Genomic DNA, 24,888 nt, shown 5'->3' on the forward strand with positions numbered 1-24,888 from the left:
TACCGCCCTGTAGCGGCGCGATTTATCGCGCTGTTTTTATCTCACTGAAAATGATGCGAAAAATCCAGCGCATCACGCACCGCGTCGGTGAGTTTCGTCAGCTCAGCGGCGGAAATTACATACGGCGGCATCAGATAAATTAAGCGTCCGAACGGACGGATCCACACCCCACGCTCGACAAAGAACTGCTGTAACGCCGCCATATCCACCGCCTGATGGGTCTCAATCACACCAATCGCCCCCAGCACGCGCGCATCTGCGACGGCGGGATGGTTGCGCAGCGGCAACAACGCGGCCCGCAATTGCTGCTCAATGGCGGGCACCTGAGTGGACCAGTGGCCTTCATTAATCATGGTCAGACTTTCCACGGCCACCGCGCAGGCCAGCGGATTACCCATAAAGGTCGGGCCATGCATAAAGCAGCCTGCCGCGCTACGGCTGATGGTGTCCGCCACTTCGCGGGTGGTCAGCGTGGCGGAGAGCGTCATGGTGCCGCCGGTCAGCGCTTTCCCCAGACACAAAATATCCGGTGTGATCCCGGCATGTTCACAGGCGAACAATTTACCGCTGCGACCAAATCCGGTGGCGATCTCATCAGCAATCAGCAGCAAACCGTAGCGGTCGCACAGTTCACGCACCTGTTGCAGATAACGCGGATGATAAAAACGCATGCCGCCTGCACCCTGCACAATCGGCTCCAGAATCACCGCCGCAATCTGCTGATGATGCTGCTCTGCCAGACGGGCAAAATCGGCGAAATCGTCCTCCTGCCACGCCTCATCAAACCCCAGCTGTGGTGCGGCTGCGAACAGATGTTCCGGCAGATAACCGCGCCACAGGCTGTGCATCGAGTTGTGAGGATCGCACACCGACATGGCGGCAAAGGTATCGCCGTGATAACCGCGTTTCAGGGTGAGGAATTTTTGTCGGGTTTCGCCACGTCCCAGCCAGTATTGCAACGCCATTTTCATCGCCACTTCGACGGCGATCGAACCTGAATCGGCGAGGAATACGCATTCAAGCGACTCAGGCGTCATCGCCACCAACTGGCGACACAGCGCCACTGCGGCCGGATGGGTGATGCCGCCAAACATCACGTGTGACATTTGGCTGATTTGCGCCTGCATCGCCTGATTGAGGCGGGGATGGTTATAACCGTGAATCGCGGCCCACCAGGACGACATCCCATCCACCAGTTCGCGTCCATCGGCCAGCTGTAACTGGCATCCGTGTGCTGCCACCACCGGGTAGCAGGGCAGTGGATTCTGCATCGAGGTATAGGGGTGCCAGATATGCTGGCGGTCAAAATCGAGGTCATCCTGATTGAACATGGGTATTGTAAACCAAAATTAAAAGATTTAGTTTACAAGTATAACCACGTTAATCGTCAGGATGAACCCTTTTCTGGAGCGAAGCAATGGCACACCGCTGGACACTGGCACAAGCCCAGGCACTATTCGATAAACCTTTCCTTGAGCTAATGTTTGAGGCGCAACAGGTACATCGCCAACATTTCGACCCGCGTCAGGTGCAGGTCAGTACGCTGCTGTCGATCAAAACCGGCGCCTGCCCGGAAGACTGTAAATATTGCCCGCAGAGCGCACGCTACAAAACCGGGCTGGAATCAGAGCGGCTGATGGAAGTGGAAGCGGTACTGGAATCGGCGCGCAAAGCCAAAGCGGCTGGTTCCAGTCGCTTCTGCATGGGCGCTGCGTGGAAAAACCCGCACGAGCGCGACATGCCGTATCTGGAGCAGATGGTGCAGGGCGTGAAAGCGATGGGCATGGAAACCTGTATGACCCTCGGCACGCTCGACAACAGCCAGGCGCAGCGTCTGGCGCACGCCGGGCTGGATTTCTACAACCACAACCTCGATACCTCGCCGGAATTTTACGGCAACATCATCACCACCCGTAGCTACCAGGAACGTCTGGATACGCTGGACAAAGTGCGCGGTGCCGGTATCAAAGTCTGCTCAGGCGGTATCGTCGGCCTGGGAGAAACGGTGAAAGATCGCGCCGGTTTACTGGTGCAGCTGGCGAACCTGCCGACGCCGCCGGAAAGTGTGCCGATCAACATGCTGGTGAAGGTGAAAGGTACGCCGCTGGCCGATAACGACGACGTAGAGCCATTCGATTTTATCCGCACCATCGCCGTGGCGCGCATCATGATGCCATCTTCGCACGTACGCCTGTCAGCGGGCCGTGAGCAGATGAGTGAACAGACCCAGGCGATGTGCTTTATGGCCGGGGCGAACTCGATTTTCTACGGCTGCAAACTGCTTACCACGCCGAACCCGGAAGAAGATAAGGATCTGATTCTGTTCCGTAAACTGGGGCTGAACCCGGAACATACCGCCACCACTGCCGGTGATAACGAGCAGCAGCATCAGCTGAGTGAGCAGCTGCTGCACGCCGATACCGCACAGTTTTACAACGCGGCGGTGTAATGAGCTGGTCGCAACGCATCGAACAGGCGCTGGCCGAGCGGCGCGCCGCTGATGGCTGGCGTCAGCGCGTGCGCGTTGAGCACAACAGCGTGCGCGAACTGACGGTCGCCGGACAGCGCTATTGTCACTTTTCCAGTAACGATTATCTCGGCCTGAGCCAGCATCCGGCGGTGATTGCCGCCTGGCAGCAGGGGGCGGCGGAGTCGGGTGCAGGGGCAGGGGCATCAGGCCATGTGACCGGTTACAGCCGCCATCATGCGCAGCTGGAAGAGGAGCTGGCCGACTGGCTGGGCTATCGGCGTGCGTTGCTGTTTATCTCCGGTTTTGCCGCGAATCAGGCCGTGATCCATCTGCTGGCGGAAAAACCGGATCGCATCCTTGCCGACAAGCTGGCACACGCGTCATTGCTGGATGCTGCCAGCCACAGCCCGGCGCTGCTGCGTCGTTTCGCCCATAACCAGCCGCAAAGCCTGGCAAAACTGCTGGCAACGCCGGTAGAGGGCAACACGCTGGTGGTGACGGAAGGGGTGTTCAGCATGGATGGTGACAGCGCGCCGCTGGCAGAGATTGCAGCGGAAACGCGGCGTGGCAACGGCTGGTTGCTGGTGGATGATGCGCATGGTATCGGCGTCACCGGCGAACAGGGGCGCGGCAGCTGCTGGCAGCAGCAGGTGCGACCGGAACTGCTGATCGTCACCTTCGGCAAAGGCTTCGGCGTCAGCGGCGCGGCGTTGTTGTGCGATGACGCCACTGCCGATTATGTCGAACAGTTTGCCCGCCATCTGATCTATTCCACGGCGATGCCTCCGGCGCAATGTTGCGCGTTGCAGGCCGCATTGCAGCAAATTCAGCAGGGTGATGAACTGCGCGCGCGTCTGCACGCCAACATCGCTCGCTTCCGCGCCGGTGCAGCCGATTTGCCGTGGCAGCTGATGCCTTCGGCCAGCGCCATTCAGCCGCTGGTAGTGGGGGAGAACAGCGAGGCACTGGCGTTATCACAACGGTTGAAGGCAGCGGGGTGCTGGGTTAGCGCCATTCGTCCGCCCACCGTACCACCGGGCACCGCACGGCTGCGTATCACGTTAACCGCCGCGCATCGCCCGGAAGATGTCGACCGTCTGCTGGAGGCGCTGTATGACGCTACAGGTCAATAAACAGGCGGTTGCGCAGGCGTTTGGTCGCGCAGCACAGCATTACGAACAGCATGCCGAGCTGCAACGCCAGAGCGGCGATGCGTTGCTGGCGCTAGCCCCGGCCGGGTTTGGTCCGCATCTGCTGGATGCCGGATGCGGCACCGGCTGGTACAGCCGGTACTGGCGCGACCGTGGGCGCGAAGTGACCGCGCTTGATTTGTCGCAAGCCATGCTGGATAGCGCGGCACAGCAGCATTCGGCACAGCATTATGTGCAGGGTGACATTGATGTGTTACCGCTGCCGGATGCCTGCGTTGATGGCGTGTGGAGCAATCTTGCGGTGCAGTGGAGCAGCGATCTGCGCACTGCTTTGCAGCAGTTTTTACGCGTCACCCGACCGGGCGGCACGGTGCTGTTTTCCACGCTGTTGTCAGGTTCGCTGCACGAGGTGCATCAGGCGTGGTCGCAGCTGGATGGGCGTCAGCATGCCAACCGTTTCCTCAGCGCAGCGCAAATTGCCGCAGCCACTCACGATCTCTCGCTTTCTCACCAGCAGCAGACCATCACGCTGCATTTTCCCAGCGCGCTCAGCGCGATGCGTTCACTGAAGGGCATCGGCGCAACCCATTTGCATGACGGGCGGTCGGGAGGTTTGCTGACGCGCACGCAACTGGCCCGGCTGGAACAGGGCTGGCCGCAGGATGAGGCGGGGTATCGCCTCAGCTATCACCTGATGTTTGGAGTATTAACACCATGAAACGCTGGTTTATTACGGGCACCGATACCGAAGTAGGAAAAACGGTGGCCAGTGGGGCGCTGTTGCAGGCGGCCAGTGCAGCCGGATTGACCACCGCAGGCTACAAGCCAGTGGCTTCCGGTTGCGAGATCACCGCCGAGGGGATTCGCAACAGCGATGCGCTGGCTTTGCAGCGTTACAGTTCGCTGACATTGCCTTATGAGCAGGTCAATCCGCTGGCGTTTATCGAGCCAACGTCGCCGCATATCGTCAGTGCGGAAGAGGGGCGACCCATCGAATTCGCTCAGCTGTCAGCGGGACTGCGCCAGCTGGAACAGCAGGCTGAATGGGTGCTGGTGGAGGGGGCGGGCGGCTGGTTTACCCCGTTGTCCGCCACCCAGACCTATGCCGACTGGGTGATCGCTGAACAACTGCCGGTGATTCTGGTGGTGGGAATCAAACTGGGCTGCATCAACCATGCGATGCTGACAGCCGCAGCCGTGCGCGCCAGTGGTTTACCGTTGGCTGGCTGGATCGCCAATGATATTCAGCCACCGGGCAAACGTCACCAGGAGTATCTGGCAACTCTGCGTCAGCGTATTGAGGCACCCTGCCTGGGCGAGATTCCGTACCTGACGGATGACGCTCAGCAGGCAGAGTGCGGACGTTTCCTGACACTGCCGTAGCGGCGCGATTTATCGCGCGGCTGTCATGGCGCAATAAATTGCGCCGCTATGGTTTGTGCCAAACATAACCGGCATTATCAGGTCACCGTCAGCCATTTGTTGATGGTGACATCATCCAGCTGTGCCACTTTGCCCTGCGCCACATTGCGACCCCGATGCAGCAACAGAAAGTAGTCAGCGACGCGGCGAATAAAGGAGACGTGTTGCTCCAGCAGCAGGATGGTCAGACCGTAATCACGGTTGAGACGGCGGATTAGGTTACCCATCTCCTCTTCGAGCCAGGGTGACATCCCTTCGGTCGGTTCGTCGAGGATTAACAGCTTTGGTTGCAGCACCAGCGCACGCGCCAAAGCCAGTTGCTGTTGCTGATCCATTGGCAGCTCGCCGCTGCGCTGGTGACGCAGTGAATAGAGCGCCGGGAACAAATCAAACACCATTTCCGGGATAGCGCGGCTGCGTTCATCCTGTGCCGCCATCAGCGCAATCAGCAGGTTATCTTCCACGCTCATCTGCGAGAAAATATGACGTCCCTGCGGCACATAGCCAATGCCCATGCGTGCGCGCTGTTCTGCCGGTTGCAGCAATAAATTTTCGGGGGGCGAGCCATCTTCCTGCCATGTCATCGAGCCGCTGTTGATTGGCAGCCGTCCCATGATGCAGTTAACCAGCGTGGTTTTTCCCATCCCCGGACTCCCCAGCACGCCAGTGCAGGTGCCGGGCGGCAGATCCAGATCCACATCCCACAGAATATGGTTTTGACCGTAAAACTGATTCACCGAACGTAAACTCAGCATCTGACATTCTCCTTCCAGATAATTAGCCTGAATGCTTCCGCTCTGTGTCGTCTGGCAAACAGTCAAACACGATTCATCATTGCCACTCTCACCATCAGTGAGTTGTTACAAATGCTCTATCGATAAACTTGCAATTCCCAGGCCAGGTTGCCGATGCGATGAAAAATGCATCAATGGCGGGCAAGAATCAGGCTTAAAAGTTGAGTAACGCTTAATAATTCCACGGAGTGATAAAAAGGCTGCACTTTAGCGGTGCTGAATGCTTAACGATTCTGGTGCAGCCGATCTGGCATAAGGCAGAACCGGCAGGAATAAGTGGCCTTATTTACTGGAAATTTCATCCAGCAGACCCCCTCAGCACGGAAAAAGAATAGTTAATGCCGCGCGGGTTGTGAGAAAAATAAACGCAAAAAAAADTTTTTTTCGCACGTCAGGACAAGTCGGAGAAAATTATGCACAGGCGATGGCGGCGGGGCTGCCATCAGTTATCCACTATTCCTGTGGATAACCTTGTGTATTAGAGACTGAAAACAGAGCGCAAGCGAGGAAATACGCGGCCTGCATACATTATGATGAGAAACTGGACTTTTTAGTGATTTTCTAACAAATCAACATGTTAGTTAAAAGCAAGCCTGAGAATTATCTTGCTCGTCATCAGACTGCAATTTTATGACGCTCTATTGACAAATGTTAAAAGCATCTCCTTTCTGGGGATAACCTTGTACCACAAGGTGTTACCTGTCGTTGTTAAAATTGCACTGCGGCGAGTCGCCACGCCTCCCCGTAATCGTGCAGAATATATGTAAATATATCCAGTATTTTTTACTGGCAAATTCGCGCTGGCAGAGTAGAATTAGCAGCCTGCCCGCCGACTTCTCCAGCAGGAACCGCAAAACCATGAGTAAAGCCTTTAAACTCAACTCCGCTTTTAAACCATCAGGGGACCAGCCTGAGGCGATTCGTCGTCTGGAAGAGGGGCTGGAGGATGGCCTGGCGCATCAGACGCTGCTGGGGGTGACCGGTTCGGGAAAAACCTTTACCGTGGCCAATGTGATTGCCGATCTTAACCGGCCGACCATGGTACTGGCCCCCAACAAGACGCTGGCGGCTCAGCTTTACGGCGAGATGAAGGAGTTTTTTCCGGATAACGCGGTGGAGTTTTTCGTCTCCTACTACGACTACTATCAGCCAGAAGCTTATGTGCCCAGCTCCGACACCTTTATAGAAAAAGATGCGTCGGTGAATGAGCATATCGAGCAGATGCGTCTGTCGGCCACCAAGGCGCTGCTGGAGCGGCGTGACGTGATTGTGGTGGCGTCGGTTTCGGCGATCTACGGCCTGGGCGATCCCGATCTCTACCTGAAAATGATGCTGCACCTGACGCGCGGCATGATCATTGATCAACGCAGTATTCTGCGCCGTCTGGCGGAGTTGCAATATAGCCGCAACGACCAGGTGTTCCAGCGCGGCACTTTCCGCGTGCGCGGCGAGGTGATTGATGTCTTCCCGGCTGAATCTGACGATATCGCGCTGCGCGTGGAGCTGTTCGATGAAGAAGTGGAGCGGCTGTCGCTGTTTGACCCGCTCACCGGCCAGGTGGTTTCGGTGGTGCCGCGTTTTACCGTTTATCCAAAAACCCACTACGTCACACCGCGCGAACGCATCCTGCAATCGATGGAAGAGATCAAAAAGGAGCTGGTGGTACGCCGTCAGGTGCTGCTGGAAAACCACAAACTGCTGGAAGAACAGCGTATTACCCAGCGTACCCAGTTTGACCTCGAAATGATGAATGAGTTGGGTTACTGCTCCGGTATCGAAAACTATTCGCGCTATCTTTCCGGGCGTGGGCCGGGCGAGCCGCCGCCGACGCTGTTTGACTATCTCCCGGCCGATGGCCTGCTGGTGGTGGATGAATCCCACGTCACCATTCCTCAGATTGGCGGCATGTATCGCGGTGACCGCGCGCGTAAAGAGACGCTGGTGGAGTATGGTTTCCGCCTGCCGTCAGCGCTGGATAACCGTCCGCTACGCTTTGAAGAATTTGAAGCGCTGGCCCCGCAAACCATCTATGTTTCGGCCACGCCGGGTAACTACGAACTGGAGAAATCCGGTAATGAAGTGATTGATCAGGTGGTGCGTCCGACCGGCCTGCTCGATCCGATCCTCGAAGTGCGTCCGGTGACCACCCAGGTGGATGATCTGCTGTCGGAAATTCGTAAGCGCGTAGAGATCAATGAACGTGTGCTGGTCACCACCCTAACTAAGCGCATGGCGGAAGATTTGACCGAGTACCTGGAAGAACACGGTGAGAAGGTGCGTTATCTGCACTCGGATATCGACACCGTGGAGCGTATGGAGATCATTCGCGACCTGCGCCTGGGTGAGTTTGACGTGCTGGTGGGGATCAACCTGCTGCGTGAAGGGCTGGATATGCCGGAAGTGTCGCTGGTGGCGATTCTGGATGCCGATAAAGAAGGCTTCCTGCGCTCCGAACGTTCACTGATTCAAACCATTGGCCGTGCCGCGCGTAACATCAATGGTAAAGCAATTCTGTACGCCGATAAGATCACACCGTCGATGGCGCGCGCCATTGGGGAGACTGAACGCCGTCGCGAGAAACAGCAGCGCTACAACGAAGAAAACGGCATCGTGCCACAGGGACTGAACAAAAAGATCACCGATATTCTCGAACTGGGTAAAAACGTGGTCAAAACCCGTGGCAAGGGCAAAACGGCATCGCGCACCGCCGCTGAAGCCGAGGCCAGCTATCTGGCGCTCACGCCGCAGGCGATGCAGAAGAAAATTCATGAGCTGGAAGGGCAGATGCAGCAGCACGCGCAGAATCTGGAGTTTGAAGAGGCCGCGCGGGTACGCGACCAGTTGCATGAACTGCGCGAGCTGTTTATCGCCGCCTCCTGATAACCGGAGCACCCTTTTGCAGCGGCGCGATTTATCGCGCTTTTTTCCGATGCTGCGACCGAAATTGCGCGATAAATCGCGCCGCTACGGGATGTAGCGCAATTTTCAGGTCAAAATGCCTGGATGGCATGTTCCAGCGCCACGCGCAGCAGCTGGCGGTCGTGTCGATATTTAATATCGGCGGCTTCCAGCGGTTCGCGCACGATTAAACGCTCCTCCACACCGCGAATATCCGCCGCCGGGCTGACGATCACCGCATCAATCACCCGCTTACCAATTGCTTGTTCCATGATCACCAGTTTGTCCGCCACGGTCAGGCTGGCTGCCGCCGGGCTGAGTTCCCGGCCCAGGTTGCCGATAAACACCATGGTTGCCGGGGTGCGACGCAATGCGCGCGCCATCTCTTCCATCAGCAGAATCGGCATCAGGCTGGTGTAGAAACTGCCGGGACCGATCAGGATCAGATCCGCTTCGCCAATCGCATCCAGCGCTTCACGCGTGGGGATGACGTTGGGATGCAGCATCAACTCCTGCGGAGCCTGCTTCATCTCATCAACTGCGGTTTCGCCGTACACCATATTGCCTTCGTTATCCTGGGCCACCAGATCGACGGGTTGCTCGGACATCGGAATCAAAAAGGCATCCACTTTCAGCAGGTTGCGGATGATGTTGATGGCTTCCAGCGGCCGCACGCTGAGATGGTCAAGCGCTTTCAGGATCAGGTTGCCGAGGTTGTGGCCGGCCAGTTCGCCATTGCCGGTGAAGCGATATTCAAACATCGCCGAGGCGACGCTCGGTTCGGTGATCAACTGGTTGATGCAGTTACGCATATCGCCCCAGGCAATGCCGCCTTCTGAGCGGCGGATGCGTCCGGTCGAACCGCCGTTGTCGGTGGTGGTAACAATACCGGTCAGACGCGAGCCAAGCGGTGCCAGCGCCGACATCACACGACCCAGACCGTGGCCGCCGCCCAGCGCCACCACACGATCCAAATCTGCCAGGGTACGATTCATGTTGCTCCTTATGACTGACGCTCAACCGTTGAGCAGCAGTTAAACTGATATGTATCAAAATCTGTCGGCTATTTTAACGTATCCTGTCGCGAAAATGCGGTGAAAAAACGTTATGTATCAGTATATATAGCGAAAATCCCTGATGGAAGCGAACAACAAATCGCGCTAACATTCAGGCAACCGTGTTGCCTTGAGTCGCAACATACACTCTAGCCTGTGTACCTAAGTCTTCGGATACGGTGCCCAGGCCGCAGCCTTGAGCTGCCAGGGTGCAGAAAGAAATGACTGCATCTCCCGTATTTGGAAAGGTGTTCAGGTGTCACAACTTACAGATAGCTACGCGCGCAGCTTTTATTATCTGCGCTTGTCGGTCACGGACGTGTGTAACTTCCGTTGTACCTATTGCCTGCCCGAGGGCTACAAACCCCAGGGAACGCGCAATAAAAGTTTTCTCTCGCTTGATGAAATCCGTCGCGTGACGCGTGCCTTTGCGGCCGCGGGCACTGAAAAAGTGCGCCTGACGGGTGGCGAGCCTTCCTTACGTCGTGATTTCACCGACATCATTGCTGCGGTGCGCGAAAATGACGCCATTCGTCAAATAGCCGTTACTACTAACGGCTATCGTCTGGCGCGTGATGTTGGCGAATGGCGTGCCGCCGGGCTGACGGCCCTCAATGTCAGCGTCGATAGCCTTGATGCCCGCCAGTTTCACGCCATCACCGGGCAGGACAAGTTTCATCAGGTCATGGCGGGCATTGATGCCGCTTTTGAGGCCGGTTTTGCGCAGGTGAAAGTCAACAGTGTGCTGATGCGCGATGTTAACAGCCACAGCCTCGACACCTTTCTGCAGTGGATTCGTACCCGACCGATCCAGCTACGTTTTATCGAGCTGATGGAAACCGGGGAGGGCGGCGAGTTGTTCCGTCGTCACCATATCTCGGGCGAGGTGATCCGCGACCAGCTGATTATGCAGGGCTGGCAGCGCCAGCCGCGCGGTCGGAGCGATGGCCCGGCGCAGGTGTTTCGCCATCCCGATTATCAGGGCGAGATCGGTCTGATCATGCCGTATGCCAAAGATTTTTGTGCCAGCTGCAATCGCCTGCGTGTGTCGGCGATCGGTAACCTGCATCTGTGCCTGTTTGGTGATGGCGGAGTTCCGCTGCGCGATCTGCTGGCATCCGACGATCAGCAGGACGAGCTACAGGCACGCATCGCCTGGAGCCTTGGGCAGAAAAAGCAGACGCATTTTCTGCATCAGGGCAACACCGGTATTACGCAAAATCTTTCCTTCATTGGTGGCTAACAAAGGAGTTATGGCCATGGGTAAATCTTCCGGCGACTTTGTTGCCATCAACGCTGCGGTGCTGACCGTTTCTGACAGCCGTGATGCCAGTAACGACACCTCAGGTGATTATTTGCGTGAAGCACTGACCGAAGCCGGACATCAGGTGGTCGATCACGCGATCGTCCCGGATAACCGCTATCGCATTCGCGCCACGGTGTCGCGCTGGATCGCCAGCGAAGATGTCCAGTTGGTGATCGTTAACGGCGGCACCGGTTTTAACAGCAAAAACAGCACGCCAGAAGCGCTGCTGCCGCTGTTTGATCGCGAGATTGAAGGATTTGGCGAGCTGTTCCGCATGATCTCATACGAAGAGATCGGCAGCGCCACTTTGCAGTCACGCGCAGTGGCGGGTATGGCGAACCAAACGCTGATTTTTGCCGTACCCGGTTCCAGCAACGCCTGCCGCAGTGCCTGGGAACGCATCATTATCGATCAACTGGATGCGCGTACCCGTCCCTGTAATTTTGTCTCTCATTTGAAGAAGTTGTAAGCATGTCCTCGTTAACTCATATCAATGCCGCTGGCGAAGCCCATATGGTGGATGTCTCCGGCAAAACCGAAACGGTGCGTGAAGCCCAGGCGGAAGCGCTGGTGCTGATGAAGCCGGAAACGCTGCAAATGATCATCGATGGCAGCCACCACAAAGGCGATGTGTTCGCGACTGCGCGTATCGCAGGTATTCAGGCCGCCAAGCGCACCTGGGAACTGATCCCGCTGTGCCATCCGCTGATGCTAAGCAAAGTGGAGGTGACGCTGATGGCTGAGCCGGAACACAGCCGGGTGCGCGTCACCTCGCGCTGCCGTCTCACCGGTAAAACCGGTGTCGAAATGGAAGCGCTGACGGCTGCGTCGGTCGCGGCCCTGACCATCTATGACATGTGCAAAGCGGTGCAAAAAGATATCGTCATCGATCAGTTACGTTTGCTGAGCAAAAGCGGCGGCAAATCCGGTGATTTTCAGGCGGTGCAGCATGATTAAGGTGCTGTTTTTTGCTCAGGTCCGTGAGCTGACCGGCACCAGCGCGCTGGAACTGACACCTGAATATGCTGATGTGGCGGCATTACGCCATGCGCTGGCGGCGAAAAATGATCGCTGGGCGCTGGCGCTGGAATCCGGCAAATTGCTGGCGGCGGTCAATCAAACCCTGGTGCCGATGAGCCACCCGCTGCGCACCGGTGATGAAGTGGCCTTTTTCCCGCCGGTAACCGGAGGTTAATGATGGAAACCCGCATTCGTGTCGGCCACGAGGCCTTTAGCGTGGCAGAGGAGTATGCCTGGTTGTCGGCGCATGACAGCGACGGCGCAGTGGTGACCTTCACCGGTAAAGTCCGCAATCATAATCTTGGTGACAGCGTGGCAGCACTGACGCTGGAGCATTATCCGGGCATGACGGAAAAAGCGCTGAAGGAAATCGTCGATGAGGCCCGTCAGCGCTGGGCGCTGCAACAGGTATCGGTGATTCACCGCGTCGGCGCGCTTTTCCCAGGCGACGAAATCGTGTTTGTCGGTGTCAGCAGTGCGCATCGCAGCACCGCCTTTGCCGCAGCAGAATTCATCATGGATTACCTGAAAACCCGCGCCCCCTTCTGGAAGCGTGAAGCGACCACCGAAGGCGAACGCTGGGTGGATGCGCGCGATAGCGACCATCAGGCAGCAGAACGCTGGAAGTAACGCGCAAAACCGTCCGGCTCTGATGGCGGCAGGCCACTGAAAACGTTAAGGTAAGGTTTTTGTTTGCGTCAGGGAACGAGATGAAAACCACTGTAGGGAACGAGATGAAAACCACTGTGATCCTCAAACGCGCCGCGTTACTGGCCTTGCTGGTGCTGGCGGGTTGTAGCACCAAAAAGCCACCGCAGGCACCGGTGCGCCAGCCAACCGACGTCAAGGCGCAAATCCGCCAGCTTCTGCCCAGCCATGTCACGCAGAAAGCCGACTGGGCTGACGATATCTACACCGCCTTTCGCACCCAGCAACTGGATCCCAGCGTCAGTAACCTGTGTGCGGTGATCGCCATCGCCGATCAGGAATCCAACTTTAGCGCGGACGCCAACGTTCCGGGGCTGCCGAAAATTGCCTGGGGCGAAATCGATCGCCGCGCGGCGAAGCTGCATATTCCCGCCTTTGTGGTGCGGACTGCGTTATTGATTAAATCCCCCAGCGGCGAAAGCTATGCCGCGCGTCTCGACAAAGTCCGTAGCGAGAAAGAGTTGAGCGCCATCTTTGATGACTTTATCGATATGGTGCCGATGGGCCAGAAATTGTTCGGCAACCTCAACCCGATTCACACCGGAGGGCCGATGCAGGTCAGCATCGAGTTTGCTGAGGCGCACGCCAGGGGTTATCCGTGGCCGGTGGATGGCTCAATTCGTCGCGAAGTCTTTACCCGGCACGGCGGCATGTATTTTGGCATCATGCATCTGCTGGGCTATCCGGCGGATTACTCCGCGCCACTGTACCGCTTTGCCGATTTCAATGCCGGTTGGTACGCCAGCCGCAACGCGGCTTTCCAGGCGGCAGTGGCACGCGCCAGCGGCATCAAACTGGCGCTGGACGGTGATTTGATTCAATACGGTAGTGATGCCGCCGGATCAACCGAGCTGGCGGTGCGCACGCTGAGTAAGCAACTGGATATGAGCAACCGGGAAATTCGCCGCGACCTGGAGAAGGGGGAACAACCCGACTTCAGCAACAGCGTGCTGTGGAAACAGCTCTTCACCCTGGCGGATAAAATGGCGGGAAAACGTCTGCCGCGTGAAATGCTGCCGGGCATTAAGCTGGAAAGCCCGAAAATCACCCGTAATCTCACCACCGCCTGGTTTGCCCAGCGTGTAGACAGCCGTTATCAACAGTGTTTGACGCGCCGTTGACGCGGCAGGGCGTAAGCTCCACACTTACAGAGTTTGTCTAACTACTAAGAGGTGCATCATGGACCGATATCCACGTAACGATTCAATCGTGCAGCAGGCCTCGGCCGGGCTGCAAACCTATATGGCGCAGGTGTATGGCTGGATGACCTGTGGTTTGCTGCTGACGGCGTTTGTATCCTGGTTCGCCGCCCGCACACCCGCAGTGATGGAGCTGGTGTTTGCTAACCGCATCACCTTCTTTGGCCTGATCATTGTGCAGCTGGCAGTGGTGTTTGTGCTGTCCGGGATGGTGCATCGTCTGAGCGGCGCGGTAGCAACCGCGTTGTTTATGCTGTATTCGGCGCTTACCGGCCTGACCATCGCCAGCATTTTCCTTGTTTATACTTATTCGTCTATCGCCAGCACCTTCTTTGTGACTGCCGGGATGTTTGGTGCCATGAGTTTTTATGGCTACACCACCAAACGTGACCTCAGCCGTTTTGGCAGCCTGCTGTTTATGGCGCTGATTGGTATTGTGCTGGCGTCGCTGGTTAACTTCTGGCTGAAAAGCCCGGCGTTGATGTGGGCCATCACCTATATCGGCGTGGTGGTGTTTGTTGGCCTGACCGCCTACGACACCCAGAAGCTGAAAGCGATTGGTGAGACGGTCAACGTGGATGATAAAGAGAACCTGCGTCGTTTCTCAATTATGGGCGCGCTGACGTTATATCTCGACTTCATCAACCTGTTCCTGATGCTGCTGCGGATTTTCGGTAACCGCCGCTAAGTAAAACCGGCACCTGGTGTTCAGGTGCCGTTCTCCGAGGGTGTCGATTCCGCCATCCGCCGTTCATTCAGCTGGCGTAAATGCCGGGCGCGACTCTCCAGCCACAGATACAACACCAGCGCCAGCAGCAGCGGCAAAATAAAATACAACACCCGATAAGCCAGCAGCGCCGCGATAATGGTGCCGTGCGACACATGTTGTCCGCTAAGCAGCGCGAGGAAGACCGCTTCCAGCACGCCAATCCCGGCCGGAATATGGATAATCACCCCCGCGATACTGCTAATCAGCAGCACACCCAGCACCACCGGATAGTCAACCCGTTGCGCCAGCAGCAGCCAGATAATCGCCCCCATCACCATCCAGTTGGCGCAGGATACCGCGAACTGAAACAGCGCCATACGCAGTGAAGGCAGTTGCAGGTGCTGACCTTTTACCGTCCAGCGACGTCGTTTGGCAAAGGCACAGGCCCACAGATACAGCGCGACGCCAGTCAGCAGACAACCGCCAATGATGCGCAGCGTCTGGCCGCCAATAAACCAGCCCTGGGGAATCGGCACCATCCCTGCGACAAACACCACCCCCGCCAGCAGGATATACCCCAGCCAGTTGGTGGCGATGCTCAGCGAGAAAATCCGCGTGATGGTGCCGCCGGGTAAACCCAGCCGCGAGTAAAGGCGATAGCGCATCGCTACGCCACCGACCCAGGTACTGAGCGTCAGATTGAAGGCATAACAGATAAACGACACCAGCATCACCTGGCGTTTGGCCAGCTTGTGCCCGCAGTAAGCGCGACCAATCAAATCATAAACGCCGTAGGTCAGGTAACTGACCACCACCAGCCCGACGGCAGTGAGGATCACCGTGCGGTTGTAATTGACGATCACATCAATAACGTCGTCCCAGTTCACTTTGCGCGCGTACACCACCAGCAGCACGATCACGGCGATGAAAAATAGCCAGGTGAAAATTTTCTTCACCTGCTGCCAGCGAGAATGCTTTTTACTCATCAGGGCTTGGCTCCTTCGTTATCGGTTGCTACCCGATCCTGGGTTTCCAGCTCGGGTTGTACCGGGGGAGCAACCTGCGCCAGACGCGGCGTATGGGCGGGTAACCAACCGGCAATTGCCGGGAAGTGGCGCAAGAAGTGGAACACCACCACGCTTTTGGTCAGTTGCCACCAGGTCCGTGGCGGCAGTTTATCGTCGCGCACCCGCTCGCAATCCTGTTGCAGCATCAGCTCCAGATTGTCGCGTAGCGTCTGATTGAAACGGCGATCGTGGATCATCAGGTTGGCTTCCAGATTCAGCGACAGGCTGAGCGGATCGAGATTGCTGGACCCCACCGTTGACCATTGGCTGTCCTGTACCGCAATTTTGGCATGCAGCGGGCGGCGGCAATATTCGTACACCTCCACCCCGGCATCGACCAGATAGTTGTAAAGCAGCTCGGCGCCGACTTTCACAATCGGCATATCCGGCTCTCCCTGCACCACCAGCCGCACGCGCACGCCACGTTGTGCTGCGTGACGCATCTCGCGCAGCAGGCGATAACCCGGGAAGAAGTAGGCGTTGGCGATGATCACGTCTTGATTCGCTTTGCGCAGCATATCGAGGTAATGCTGTTCGATATCATCGCGGTGGTCATCGTTGTCGCGAAACACAAACAACACCTGCGCATCGCCGGGCAGGGCATTCAGCGCCGGACGATGCGAGCGCGTTCCCCACCAGCGCCGGGTCACCTGCTTGCTGCCGATAGCCTGTTGCACATAGCGGGCAATATCCAGCACCACCGGTCCTTTCACTTCGACGGCGTAATCCTGTTTGGCTTCCGGTCCATAGTCACTATTGTGCTCGGCGGAGAAATTGATCCCGCCGACGAAGGCGATGGTTTCATCAATCACCACGGTTTTACGGTGCAGACGGCGAAACACGTTGGTGCGCATCCCCAGCACCAGCGGGCGGGGATCATAAAAGATAAAACGCACACCGGCGGCGGTCAGGCTATTGATGTAGCTGGCGGAAAGCGCGTGCGAACCATAACCGTCCACCATCACCTCGACCCTGACCCCACGCTGGGCTGCCGCCAGCAGTGCGCGATGGAGCGCTTCACCCACCTGATCTTCAAACAGGATAAACGTCTCCAGCAGCAAGCTGCGTTCAGCGCGCTGAATCGCCCCCATCACGCGGGGAAAGAAGGCATCACCGTTCTCCAGCAGACGCAGCTGATTGCCATCACGCCAGTTAAAATTCACAGGGAAATCTCCACGGCCAGCGGTGCATGATCGGAAAGATGCGACCAGGGCCGCACCGGCAGCGCCCACGGCTGGCTGACTGAAGCATTGCGCACATAAATACGATCCAGACGCAGCAGCGGGAAACGCGCCGGGAAAGTCCGCGCCGGGTGGCCATGTTTAATGCTGAACACCTCGTCCAGCCCGGCATGGCGCTTAAGGAATTTATTGGCACGAACCTGCCAATCATTAAAATCACCCGCCACGACCAGCGGGGCATCGGGTGGCAGCGAGGCGATGACTTCGCACATCATGCGCATCTGCGCCCGGCGATGCGGTTCACGCAGGCCGAGATGCACGCAGATGACATGCAGTGGTTGTGGCTGCCCCGGCAGGCCGATTTGGCAGTGCAACATGCCGCGATTTTCACCACCGGCAACGGAAATATCGCGATTTTCATACTCAATGATGGGAAAACGTGACAATATCGCGTTCCCGTGATGTCCTTCGGGATAGACGGCGTTGCGACCATAGGCATAATCGTGCCACATGGTGTCGGCGATAAACTCGTAATGTGAGGTTTCCGGCCAGTTTTCAATATGTAATGAATGAATGGCATGGGTGCCCATCACCTCCTGCATAAAGACAATATCCGCTGAGGTGGCACGCACTGCGTCGCGCAATTCCGGCAGGATAAAGCGGCGGTTGAAGCTGGTGAACCCCTTGTGGGTATTGATCGTCAGGACTTTAAATGAAAATCCTTGCGCATTTTGTGGCATACTCGGACGCGCTCCTTTTCATCAACAACAGAATAAAGTGTAGTCTTTGTCACAAATGGGTGGCGAAAAGAGCAGAAAATTAGGGCGTTATCCGAAATTTGCTTTACATTGAGGAAATCCGTCTGGCTAGCGCCAGATACACTTGGGCGACCTGTTGGGTCTGCCAGGAGAAGAGAATGAAATGGTCTAATCGTGTTCAGATTGTTACCGGACAAACCTGTGTTCATATAGCCATGCATCTGCTGGTCATTGCTGCGCTGGTTTGGGGCTGGAAACATAAGGCGCTGGTTGAAGTGAGCAGTACCCTGGTGGCGGCTTATGTTGTGGTGTTTATCACCATGCTGGTCACGCAGCGTAGTGCCCGTTTGCGTATGCTTGGCGATTCTCTGGAAGAGGTGACCACCACCTACTACTTCGGCGCAGCCATGCTGACGTTGTTCCTGGTTTCACGCATCATCCATAACAACCTGTTGCTGGGTTGCCTTGGTGTGGTAATGCTGGTGGGACCGGCGGTGGTATCGCTGCTGGCCAAAGAGCCAGCCCAGCGCGTGGAGAAGAAGCGCAGTTAACTGCGCACTTCTGACGAAAAGGAGCCTGATGGCTCCTTTTTTTATGCCGATGATGCGCGATAAATCGCGCCGCTACGGGCTGGTGCAACGTTGATGCCCTGATTCACATCACGCAAGGATTGTAGCGGCGCGATTTATCGCGCAATGCCATGTCGTGCGGTTATTTGCGGGTCGCGCTGCTGGCGCAAAGCTGCTACACTCGCGCCCTTACGCATGGTAGTTTGTGCCCTTTTCACACGTGAGCCTCAGGCTTGCGTCATATCCCCCCTGAAAACTACATCGCCTACGGCGATCAGGGCGGTTCGGAGTAATACACCTGCATGTCTTTTGACTCTCTCGGCCTGAGTGCCGATATTTTGCGTGCGGTAGCAGAACAGGGCTATCGCGAACCGACGCCAATTCAGCGTCAGGCAATTCCCGTGGTGCTGGCTGGTCGTGACCTGCTGGCGAGCGCCCAAACCGGCACCGGTAAGACCGCTGGTTTTACGCTGCCATTGTTGCAGCGCCTGTCCGCGAAAGCGACCCCGGCACGCGGACGTCGTCCGGTACGCGCCCTGATCCTGACACCTACCCGTGAGCTGGCTGCTCAGGTTGGTGAGAACGTGCGTGATTACAGCCAGTACCTTGACCTGCGTTCGCTGGTGGTATTTGGTGGCGTCAGCATTAACCCACAAATGATGAAACTGCGCGGCGGCGTAGATGTGCTGGTGGCGACACCGGGCCGTCTGCTCGACCTGGCGCACCAGAATGCGGTTGACCTGTCCCAGGTGGAAATCCTGGTACTGGATGAAGCGGACCGTATGCTGGATATGGGCTTTATCCACGATATCCGTCGTGTGCTGGCAAAACTGCCGGCCAAACGTCAGAACCTGCTGTTCTCCGCGACCTTCTCGGACGAGATCAAAGCACTGGCAGAAAAACTGCTGAACAACCCGGAGCAGGTGGAAGTGGCACGCCGCAACACCGCCTCCGAGCAGGTTTCTCAGCAGGTTCATTTTGTTGATAAGAAACGCAAGCGCGAGCTGCTGTCGCTGATGATCGGTCGCGATAACTGGCAGCAGGTGCTGGTGTTCACCCGTACCAAACACGGTGCTAACCATCTGGCAGAACAGCTGAATAAAGACGGCATCACCGCTGCGGCGATCCACGGCAACAAAAGCCAGGGTGCACGTACCCGCGCGCTGGCCGATTTTAAAACCGGCGGCATCCGTGTGCTGGTGGCGACCGATATCGCGGCGCGTGGTCTTGATATCGAAGAACTGCCGCACGTGGTGAACTACGAGCTGCCTAACGTGGCGGAAGATTATGTGCACCGTATTGGCCGTACCGGCCGTGCGGCGGCAACTGGCGCGGCGTTGTCGCTGGTCTGCGTTGACGAGCACAAACTGCTGCGTGACATCGAACGTTTGTTGAAGCGCGAAATTCCGCGCATTGCGCTGCCGGGTTTTGAACCGGATCCGAACATTAAAGCGGAGCCGATCCAGAATGGTCGTCAGCAGCAACAGCAGCGCGGTCGTGGCCGTGGTCCGGGGCAGGGTGGAAACCCACGTCCGCAGGGTGAAGGCCGTCCGCCGCGTCCGCAGGGTGAAAACCGTGGGCCGCGTCGTCAGGGACAGAGTGCGGGCCAGGGTCAGGGACCGGCTCGTCCTCGTCGTCCGGCTGCGAAGAAAACCGGAAACGCCTAAGACCATGAGGGTGTTACTGGCGCCGATGGAGGGCGTGCTCGATTCGCTGGTGCGTGAGCTGCTCTCGGAAGTGAATGATTATGACCTGTGCATCACCGAGTTTTTGCGCGTGGTCGATCAACTGCTGCCAGTAAAATCCTTCTATCGTCTTTGCCCGGAACTGCAACACCACAGCCGCACGCCGTCTGGTACGCGCGTGCGGCTGCAATTGCTGGGACAATATCCCGAGTGGCTGGCAGAAAACGCCGCGCGCGCGGTGGAGCTGGGCTCCTGGGGTGTTGATCTCAACTGTGGTTGCCCGTCAAAGCTGGTTAACGGCAGCGGCGGTGGCGCTACGCTGCTGAAAGATCCGGAACTGATTTACCGCGGAGCCAAAGCGATGCGGGAAGCGGTGCCGGACCATTTGCCGGTGACGGTCAAAGTGCGTCTTGGCTGGGATTCCAGTGAACGTCGTTTTGAAATTGCCGATGCGGTGCAGCAGGCGGGTGCCAGCGAACTGGTGGTGCACGGTCGTACCAAAGAAGAAGGCTACCGGGCCGAAAGCATCAACTGGCAGGCGATTGGCGAAATTCGTCAGCGTCTGCGCATTCCGGTGATCGCCAATGGTGAAATCTGGAACTGGCAGGATGCGCAGGATTGTCTGCGTATCACCGGTTGCGATGCAGTGATGCTGGGACGCGGCGCGCTCAACGTGCCGAATCTGAGCCGGGTGGTGAAATATAACGAAGCCCCAATGGCGTGGCCGGATGTGGTGACGCTGTTACAGAAATACACTCAGCTGGAAAAGCAGGGCGATACTGGTTTGTATCATGTGGCACGAATTAAGCAGTGGCTGGGCTATCTGCGTAAGGCGTACCACGAGGCCGATGGGCTGTTCAGCGAAATCCGTACTTTGAAAGTCTCAGCAGAGATTGCTATGGCGATTGATCGTCATGCCGAATGCTGCATAAACCAGACATAAAAAAATCCGCGACCCATTAGCAGGCTAAGGGTATAGTAGTGCTTCAACTTCACCCAGTTACGCTACGCCACCGCTCATGTCTGACGCCGCTGTACTGAGTAATGCTCAGTTAAATAAACGTATTGTCTCCGTCCTGATTTTCACCTTTTTTTGCTATCTCTCCGTAGGCTTGCCGCTGGCGGTGCTGCCGGGATTTGTGCATAACCAGCTCGGTTTCAGCTCCTTTATGGCGGGGTTGATCATTAGCGTGCAGTATTTCGCCACCCTGATGAGTCGTCCGCATTCTGGTCGCCTGGCAGATCGCTTTGGTCCGAAACGCGTGGTGATGCTCGGTTTGATCTGCTGTGGCATGAGTGGCGTGCTGTCGATTGTCGCCGCGTTATGCCGTGACCTGCCGGTGCTCAGCCTGCTGCTGCTGGCGCTGGGACGGGTGTTTCTCGGTGTCGGGGAGAGCTTCAGCAGCACCGGATCGACGCTGTGGGGAATGAATATTGTCGGGCCGTTGCAGACGGCGCGCGTGATTTCCTGGAACGGAGTCGCCACTTACTTTGCTATGGCGATTGGTGCACCGCTCGGGGTGTTGCTGAATCAATGGTTTGGTATCAGCGGTTTTGCCGGTCTGGTGGTGCTGATGGGCATCGTGGGTTTTGTGCTGGCGTATCAAAAACCTCCGGTCAGCGTGACGGCGGGCGTGCGTATTCCGTTCCATCGCGTGGTCAGCCGCGTATGGTTGTTCGGCCTGGCGCTCGGTTTCGGCACCATTGGCTTTGGGGTAATCTCCACCTTTATCACCCTTTATTTTGCCAGCCGTGACTGGAGTGGGGCAGCCTTTGCGCTGACGGTGTTCAGCCTCGGCTTTGTCATTGTGCGTCTTGGTTTTGGTCGTTACATCACACGCTTCGGTGGCCTGAAAGTGTCGCTGGTCTCCTTTGTGCTGGAGTGCGCGGGCTTGCTGTTGATCTGGCAGGCTGACAGTGCCTGGCTAGTGGACTTGGGGGCGTTTCTCACCGGGGCGGGATTCTCGCTGATCTTCCCGGCACTGGGGGTGGAGGCGGTAAAACAGGTGCAGCAGCAGGATCAGGGGTCGGCGCTCGGCACCTATTCCGCCTTTCTGGATTTGGGACTGGGGCTGACCGGCCCGGTGGCGGGGTTACTGATTAGCCACTGGGGGATGCAATCGGTCTACCTGGCGGCAGCGCTGATGGTGCTCGGCGCATTTCTGATTACGCTGCGCCTGCAACAGCAGCACGGTCGCCGCACGACCGTGCCAACTGCGGGTTAATACTTTTCCGGTACGATCATATGATCCGGTACCGGTGCGCGACGATAGTCTTCATGACGCTCGCGCACCGGTAACACAATCGCCTTTTGCTCGCTTTCTTCGTAAGGCACCTGTTGCAGCAGATGGCTGATGCAATTGAGACGAGCACGCTTCTTATCCACGCCCTGTACCACCCACCACGGCGCTTCGTCGATGTGGGTACGCGCCAGCATCTCCTCCTTCGCCTCGGTATACTCTTCCCAGCGGCGGCGGCTTTCCAGATCCATCGGGCTGAGTTTCCACTGCTTCAGCGGATCATGAATACGGCTGAGGAAGCGTAGCTCCTGCTCCTCATCGGTGATAGAAAACCAGTATTTGACGATCTGAATCCCGCTGCGTGTCAGCATTTTTTCGAACTCCGGCACGCTGCGATAAAACTCTTCTACCTCGTCATCGTTGCAAAATCCCATCACGCGTTCCACCCCGGCACGGTTGTACCAACTGCGGTCGAACAGCACCATTTCACCCGCGGCAGGCAAATGGGCGATGTAGCGCTGAAAATACCATTGGGTTTTCTCACGATCGTTTGGCGCGGGCAACGCCGCAACCCGGCAGGTGCGCGGGTTAAGGCGCTGGGTGATGCGTTTGATCACGCCGCCTTTACCAGCAGCATCGCGTCCTTCAAACAGAATCACCATGCGATGCCCGGTGCGCATCACCCAATCCTGCATCTTCACCAGTTCGCCCTGCAAATGCAGCAGTTCGCGGAAATACTGGCGTCGCCAGGTCTTTTCGTCCTCGGCCTGTGGCTGGCCGTCGCCAAAACGCAGGTCGTCCAGTTCCATTTCGAGTTCTTCGTCGTAGCTATCGTAGAACTCCTGGAGCAGGCGTTGGTGGAAGGTCTCGCTTTGAAACGTATTGTCGTGTGTGGCCATATCCAGTCACCGTTAAAGATGGATAAACAGGGCGTAAAGCAAGCCCGAAAGAAGAATAGAAACCGGTAGCGTCAGCACCCAGGCGACGGCCAGGTTACGCAGGGTCGCAAGCTGTAAACCCGAACGGTTGGCCGCCATGGTGCCCGCTACGCCGGACGAGAGCACATGGGTGGTGGAAACCGGCAGACCAAAGCCGTCGGCAGCCCCGATGGTGGCCATCGCCACCAGTTCAGCGCTGGCTCCCTGGGCATAATTGAGGTGGGTTTTACCAATACGTTCGCCCACCGTCACCACAATGCGCCGCCAGCCCACCATGGTGCCGAGACCCAGCGCGATGGCGACCACCACTTTCACCCACATCGGGATAAAGCGGGTGGCGCTGTCCAGTTCACGTTTCACCGCCGTCAGATTGCGCTCGGTCTCTTCCGGCAGCGCGACTTTGGCGGTTTGCAGATGTTTGATGGACTCGGATGCCAGATACATGTCATTACGCGTGTTGGTGACTGACTGCGCCGGGATGTTCTCCATCGAGCCGTAGCGGCGGATCTGATCGCCAATATCCCCCAGCATCATGCCCAGTGCCGGTAACACCTGCGGGCGCGATTGCCCGGTACGCACGAACTCGGTCAGCACCTCGCGCGGTGCAGGCATGGTGGCGGGGGTGGGTTGCAGTGACAGAAGTTGTTGCTCGGTCACCTGAGTTAAAGCAGCGACGCGTGGGATCTGATCCGGCGGCAGCGATCGGTTCAGGGCGTAGGCGATGGGCATGGTGCCGACCAGAATCAGCATAATCAGCCCCATCCCTTTCTGCCCATCATTCGAGCCGTGGGCGAAGGACACACCGGTGCAGGTGAGGATCAGCAAGCCACGAATCCAGACCGGCGGCGGCTGGTCATTCTTCGGCGCTTCATACAGCTGACGGTTGCGAATTAACGCCTTCATCGCCAGCAGCAGCAGGGCGGCGCAGAGAAAACCGACAATCGGTGACAGCAGCAGCGAGTAACCGACTTTCAGCGCCTGATCCCAGTCCACACCGCTGGTGCCGCTGCGGCCATGCAGCAAGGCATTGGCCACACCGACGCCGATAATCGAACCAATCAGCGTATGGGAAGAGGAGGAGGGCAGACCAAAATACCAGGTGCCGAGGTTCCAGATAATCGCCGAGAACAACAGCGCGTATACCATGGCAAAGCCGTTGCCGCTCCCGGCCTGCAAAATCAGTTCCACCGGCAGCAGCGAGATAATGCCGAACGCCACCACGCCGCTGGAGAGCAGCACACCGAGAAAGTTACATAAACCAGACCACACCACCGCCACGCCGGGCGTGAGCGAATGGGTATAAATCACCGTGGCCACTGCGTTGGCAGTATCGTGAAAGCCATTGACGAACTCAAAGCCGAGGGCGATCAGCAGCGCCAGCCCCAGTAACAGAAAAGGGGTATAGCTTGTGATCGGTGCGCCGGTATCGGAGACATCGTTAAACAGGTTGATAGCGGTGAAAGCCAGACCGGCGAGCACCAGCAGCAGAAACAGCGAGCGGGAAAAACGACCGCCGCGCTGATGCAGATTTGGGCGTCCAGCGCCTGATGACGCTGATGCAGGTAAACTGTTATCACTCATAACACACCCCGATGGTGGATGACGGTGCCGAATGGCAACCGTTACCCGCAGTGTGATACCTGCTTTGTATGACAGAATGATGATGTCGCGGGCTTGCTGTCATCGTTCTGTCATATTGCTGACGCAGGCTGTGGGTC

General features: G+C 57.3%; 24 protein-coding genes and 1 riboswitch. Of the genes, 16 read left to right on the top strand and 8 right to left on the bottom strand.

Going from position 1 to position 24,888, the window contains the following annotated elements:
- Window positions 1-41: 41 nt before the first annotated feature.
- A complete protein-coding gene (gene bioA / locus HA50_RS05930) occupies window positions 42-1,331 on the bottom strand; it encodes an adenosylmethionine--8-amino-7-oxononanoate transaminase (protein WP_084873562.1) in 1,290 nt (429 codons plus the stop codon).
- 86 nt (window positions 1,332-1,417) lie between these two features.
- Between bioA and bioB the strand changes: the two genes are divergently transcribed.
- Genes bioB through bioD form a run of 4 tightly spaced genes read left to right on the top strand, consistent with a single transcriptional unit; the run spans window position 1,418 to window position 5,004 of the window.
- Window positions 1,418-2,449 carry a biotin synthase BioB gene (gene bioB / locus HA50_RS05935; protein ID WP_084873563.1) on the top strand — a complete coding sequence of 344 codons (1,032 nt, stop codon included), beginning with the start codon at window positions 1,418-1,420 and terminating at the stop codon, window positions 2,447-2,449.
- On the top strand, window positions 2,449-3,603 hold the full coding sequence (bioF, locus tag HA50_RS05940) for an 8-amino-7-oxononanoate synthase (RefSeq protein ID WP_084873564.1): 1,155 nt from the start codon (window positions 2,449-2,451) through the stop codon (window positions 3,601-3,603). Before bioB ends, bioF begins: the two co-directional genes overlap by 1 nt.
- On the top strand, window positions 3,584-4,339 hold the full coding sequence (gene bioC, locus HA50_RS05945; RefSeq protein WP_084873565.1) for a malonyl-ACP O-methyltransferase BioC: 756 nt from the start codon (window positions 3,584-3,586) through the stop codon (window positions 4,337-4,339). Before bioF ends, bioC begins: the two co-directional genes overlap by 20 nt.
- Entirely contained in the window at window positions 4,336-5,004 is a 669-nt protein-coding gene (gene bioD / locus HA50_RS05950; RefSeq protein ID WP_084873566.1) for a dethiobiotin synthase, read from the top strand. Before bioC ends, bioD begins: the two co-directional genes overlap by 4 nt.
- A gap of 77 nt (window positions 5,005-5,081) precedes the next feature.
- On the opposite strand, the gene HA50_RS05955 is transcribed toward bioD, so the two are convergent.
- A complete protein-coding gene (locus HA50_RS05955; RefSeq protein WP_084873567.1) occupies window positions 5,082-5,798 on the bottom strand; it encodes an ABC transporter ATP-binding protein in 717 nt (238 codons plus the stop codon).
- Window positions 5,799-6,695: 897 nt separating this feature from the next.
- On the opposite strand from HA50_RS05955, the gene uvrB reads away from it, so the two are divergent.
- The gene (gene uvrB / locus HA50_RS05960) at window positions 6,696-8,717 is read left to right on the top strand and encodes an excinuclease ABC subunit UvrB (RefSeq protein WP_084873568.1); all 2,022 of its coding nucleotides are present in this window, start codon (window positions 6,696-6,698) and stop codon (window positions 8,715-8,717) included.
- Between the two features lie 110 nt (window positions 8,718-8,827).
- Here uvrB and HA50_RS05965 read toward each other — a convergent pair whose 3' ends face one another.
- Window positions 8,828-9,730: a gluconeogenesis factor YvcK family protein gene (locus HA50_RS05965; protein ID WP_084873569.1), complete on the bottom strand. Its 903-nt coding sequence runs from the start codon at window positions 9,728-9,730 to the stop codon at window positions 8,828-8,830.
- A gap of 193 nt (window positions 9,731-9,923) precedes the next feature.
- Window positions 9,924-10,056: riboswitch (molybdenum cofactor riboswitch) on the top strand.
- Here HA50_RS05965 and moaA point away from each other — a divergent pair.
- The 7 genes from moaA to HA50_RS06000 all read left to right on the top strand — a co-directional run bounded on the left by moaA (window position 10,047) and on the right by HA50_RS06000 (window position 14,711).
- The gene (moaA, locus tag HA50_RS05970) at window positions 10,047-11,033 is read left to right on the top strand and encodes a GTP 3',8-cyclase MoaA (RefSeq protein ID WP_084873570.1); all 987 of its coding nucleotides are present in this window, start codon (window positions 10,047-10,049) and stop codon (window positions 11,031-11,033) included. It overlaps the preceding riboswitch by 10 nt.
- Before the next feature lie 16 nt (window positions 11,034-11,049).
- Window positions 11,050-11,565, top strand: a complete 516-nt coding sequence (moaB, locus tag HA50_RS05975; protein ID WP_084873571.1) for a molybdenum cofactor biosynthesis protein B — start codon at window positions 11,050-11,052, stop codon at window positions 11,563-11,565.
- 2 nt (window positions 11,566-11,567) lie between these two features.
- Window positions 11,568-12,053 carry a cyclic pyranopterin monophosphate synthase MoaC gene (gene moaC / locus HA50_RS05980; RefSeq protein WP_084873572.1) on the top strand — a complete coding sequence of 162 codons (486 nt, stop codon included), beginning with the start codon at window positions 11,568-11,570 and terminating at the stop codon, window positions 12,051-12,053.
- The gene (moaD, locus tag HA50_RS05985) at window positions 12,046-12,291 is read left to right on the top strand and encodes a molybdopterin synthase sulfur carrier subunit (protein WP_084873573.1); all 246 of its coding nucleotides are present in this window, start codon (window positions 12,046-12,048) and stop codon (window positions 12,289-12,291) included. Before moaC ends, moaD begins: the two co-directional genes overlap by 8 nt.
- A gap of 2 nt (window positions 12,292-12,293) precedes the next feature.
- On the top strand, window positions 12,294-12,746 hold the full coding sequence (gene moaE / locus HA50_RS05990) for a molybdopterin synthase catalytic subunit MoaE (protein WP_084873574.1): 453 nt from the start codon (window positions 12,294-12,296) through the stop codon (window positions 12,744-12,746).
- Window positions 12,747-12,850: 104 nt separating this feature from the next.
- Complete coding sequence (locus HA50_RS05995; protein ID WP_084878365.1) at window positions 12,851-13,945, top strand: DUF1615 domain-containing protein; 1,095 nt, start codon at window positions 12,851-12,853, stop codon at window positions 13,943-13,945.
- A 58-nt stretch (window positions 13,946-14,003) separates the two neighbouring features.
- Window positions 14,004-14,711 carry a Bax inhibitor-1/YccA family protein gene (locus HA50_RS06000; RefSeq protein ID WP_084873575.1) on the top strand — a complete coding sequence of 236 codons (708 nt, stop codon included), beginning with the start codon at window positions 14,004-14,006 and terminating at the stop codon, window positions 14,709-14,711.
- 20 nt (window positions 14,712-14,731) lie between these two features.
- On the opposite strand, the gene HA50_RS06005 is transcribed toward HA50_RS06000, so the two are convergent.
- From HA50_RS06005 to HA50_RS06015, 3 genes are read right to left on the bottom strand one after another with little or no spacing between them, the layout of a single operon-like run.
- Window positions 14,732-15,718, bottom strand: a complete 987-nt coding sequence (locus tag HA50_RS06005; protein ID WP_084873576.1) for a lysylphosphatidylglycerol synthase domain-containing protein — start codon at window positions 15,716-15,718, stop codon at window positions 14,732-14,734.
- Window positions 15,718-16,962: a cardiolipin synthase ClsB gene (gene clsB / locus HA50_RS06010; RefSeq protein ID WP_084873577.1), complete on the bottom strand. Its 1,245-nt coding sequence runs from the start codon at window positions 16,960-16,962 to the stop codon at window positions 15,718-15,720. Before clsB ends, HA50_RS06005 begins: the two co-directional genes overlap by 1 nt.
- Entirely contained in the window at window positions 16,959-17,720 is a 762-nt protein-coding gene (locus HA50_RS06015) for an endonuclease/exonuclease/phosphatase family protein (RefSeq protein ID WP_084873578.1), read from the bottom strand. Before HA50_RS06015 ends, clsB begins: the two co-directional genes overlap by 4 nt.
- A 176-nt stretch (window positions 17,721-17,896) precedes the next feature.
- On the opposite strand from HA50_RS06015, the gene HA50_RS06020 reads away from it, so the two are divergent.
- The 4 genes from HA50_RS06020 to HA50_RS06035 all read left to right on the top strand — a co-directional run bounded on the left by HA50_RS06020 (window position 17,897) and on the right by HA50_RS06035 (window position 22,217).
- Window positions 17,897-18,289 carry a YbhQ family protein gene (locus HA50_RS06020; RefSeq protein ID WP_084873579.1) on the top strand — a complete coding sequence of 131 codons (393 nt, stop codon included), beginning with the start codon at window positions 17,897-17,899 and terminating at the stop codon, window positions 18,287-18,289.
- A gap of 320 nt (window positions 18,290-18,609) precedes the next feature.
- Window positions 18,610-19,974: an ATP-dependent RNA helicase RhlE gene (gene rhlE, locus HA50_RS06025; protein WP_084873580.1), complete on the top strand. Its 1,365-nt coding sequence runs from the start codon at window positions 18,610-18,612 to the stop codon at window positions 19,972-19,974.
- A 4-nt stretch (window positions 19,975-19,978) separates the two neighbouring features.
- Window positions 19,979-20,935, top strand: a complete 957-nt coding sequence (dusC, locus tag HA50_RS06030; protein ID WP_084873581.1) for a tRNA dihydrouridine(16) synthase DusC — start codon at window positions 19,979-19,981, stop codon at window positions 20,933-20,935.
- 76 nt (window positions 20,936-21,011) lie between these two features.
- The gene (locus HA50_RS06035; protein WP_084873582.1) at window positions 21,012-22,217 is read left to right on the top strand and encodes an MFS transporter; all 1,206 of its coding nucleotides are present in this window, start codon (window positions 21,012-21,014) and stop codon (window positions 22,215-22,217) included.
- Here HA50_RS06035 and ppk2 read toward each other — a convergent pair.
- Together ppk2 and HA50_RS06045 are read right to left on the bottom strand one after the other, a co-directional pair.
- A complete protein-coding gene (ppk2, locus tag HA50_RS06040; protein WP_084873583.1) occupies window positions 22,214-23,131 on the bottom strand; it encodes a polyphosphate kinase 2 in 918 nt (305 codons plus the stop codon). The two genes, HA50_RS06035 and ppk2, sit on opposite strands and share 4 nt — an antisense overlap.
- A gap of 12 nt (window positions 23,132-23,143) precedes the next feature.
- Window positions 23,144-24,751, bottom strand: a complete 1,608-nt coding sequence (locus tag HA50_RS06045) for an inorganic phosphate transporter (RefSeq protein WP_084873584.1) — start codon at window positions 24,749-24,751, stop codon at window positions 23,144-23,146.
- Window positions 24,752-24,888 lie beyond the last annotated feature (137 nt).

It is taken from the genome of Pantoea cypripedii (assembly GCF_002095535.1).
Lineage (GTDB): Bacteria > Pseudomonadota > Gammaproteobacteria > Enterobacterales > Enterobacteriaceae > Pantoea > Pantoea cypripedii.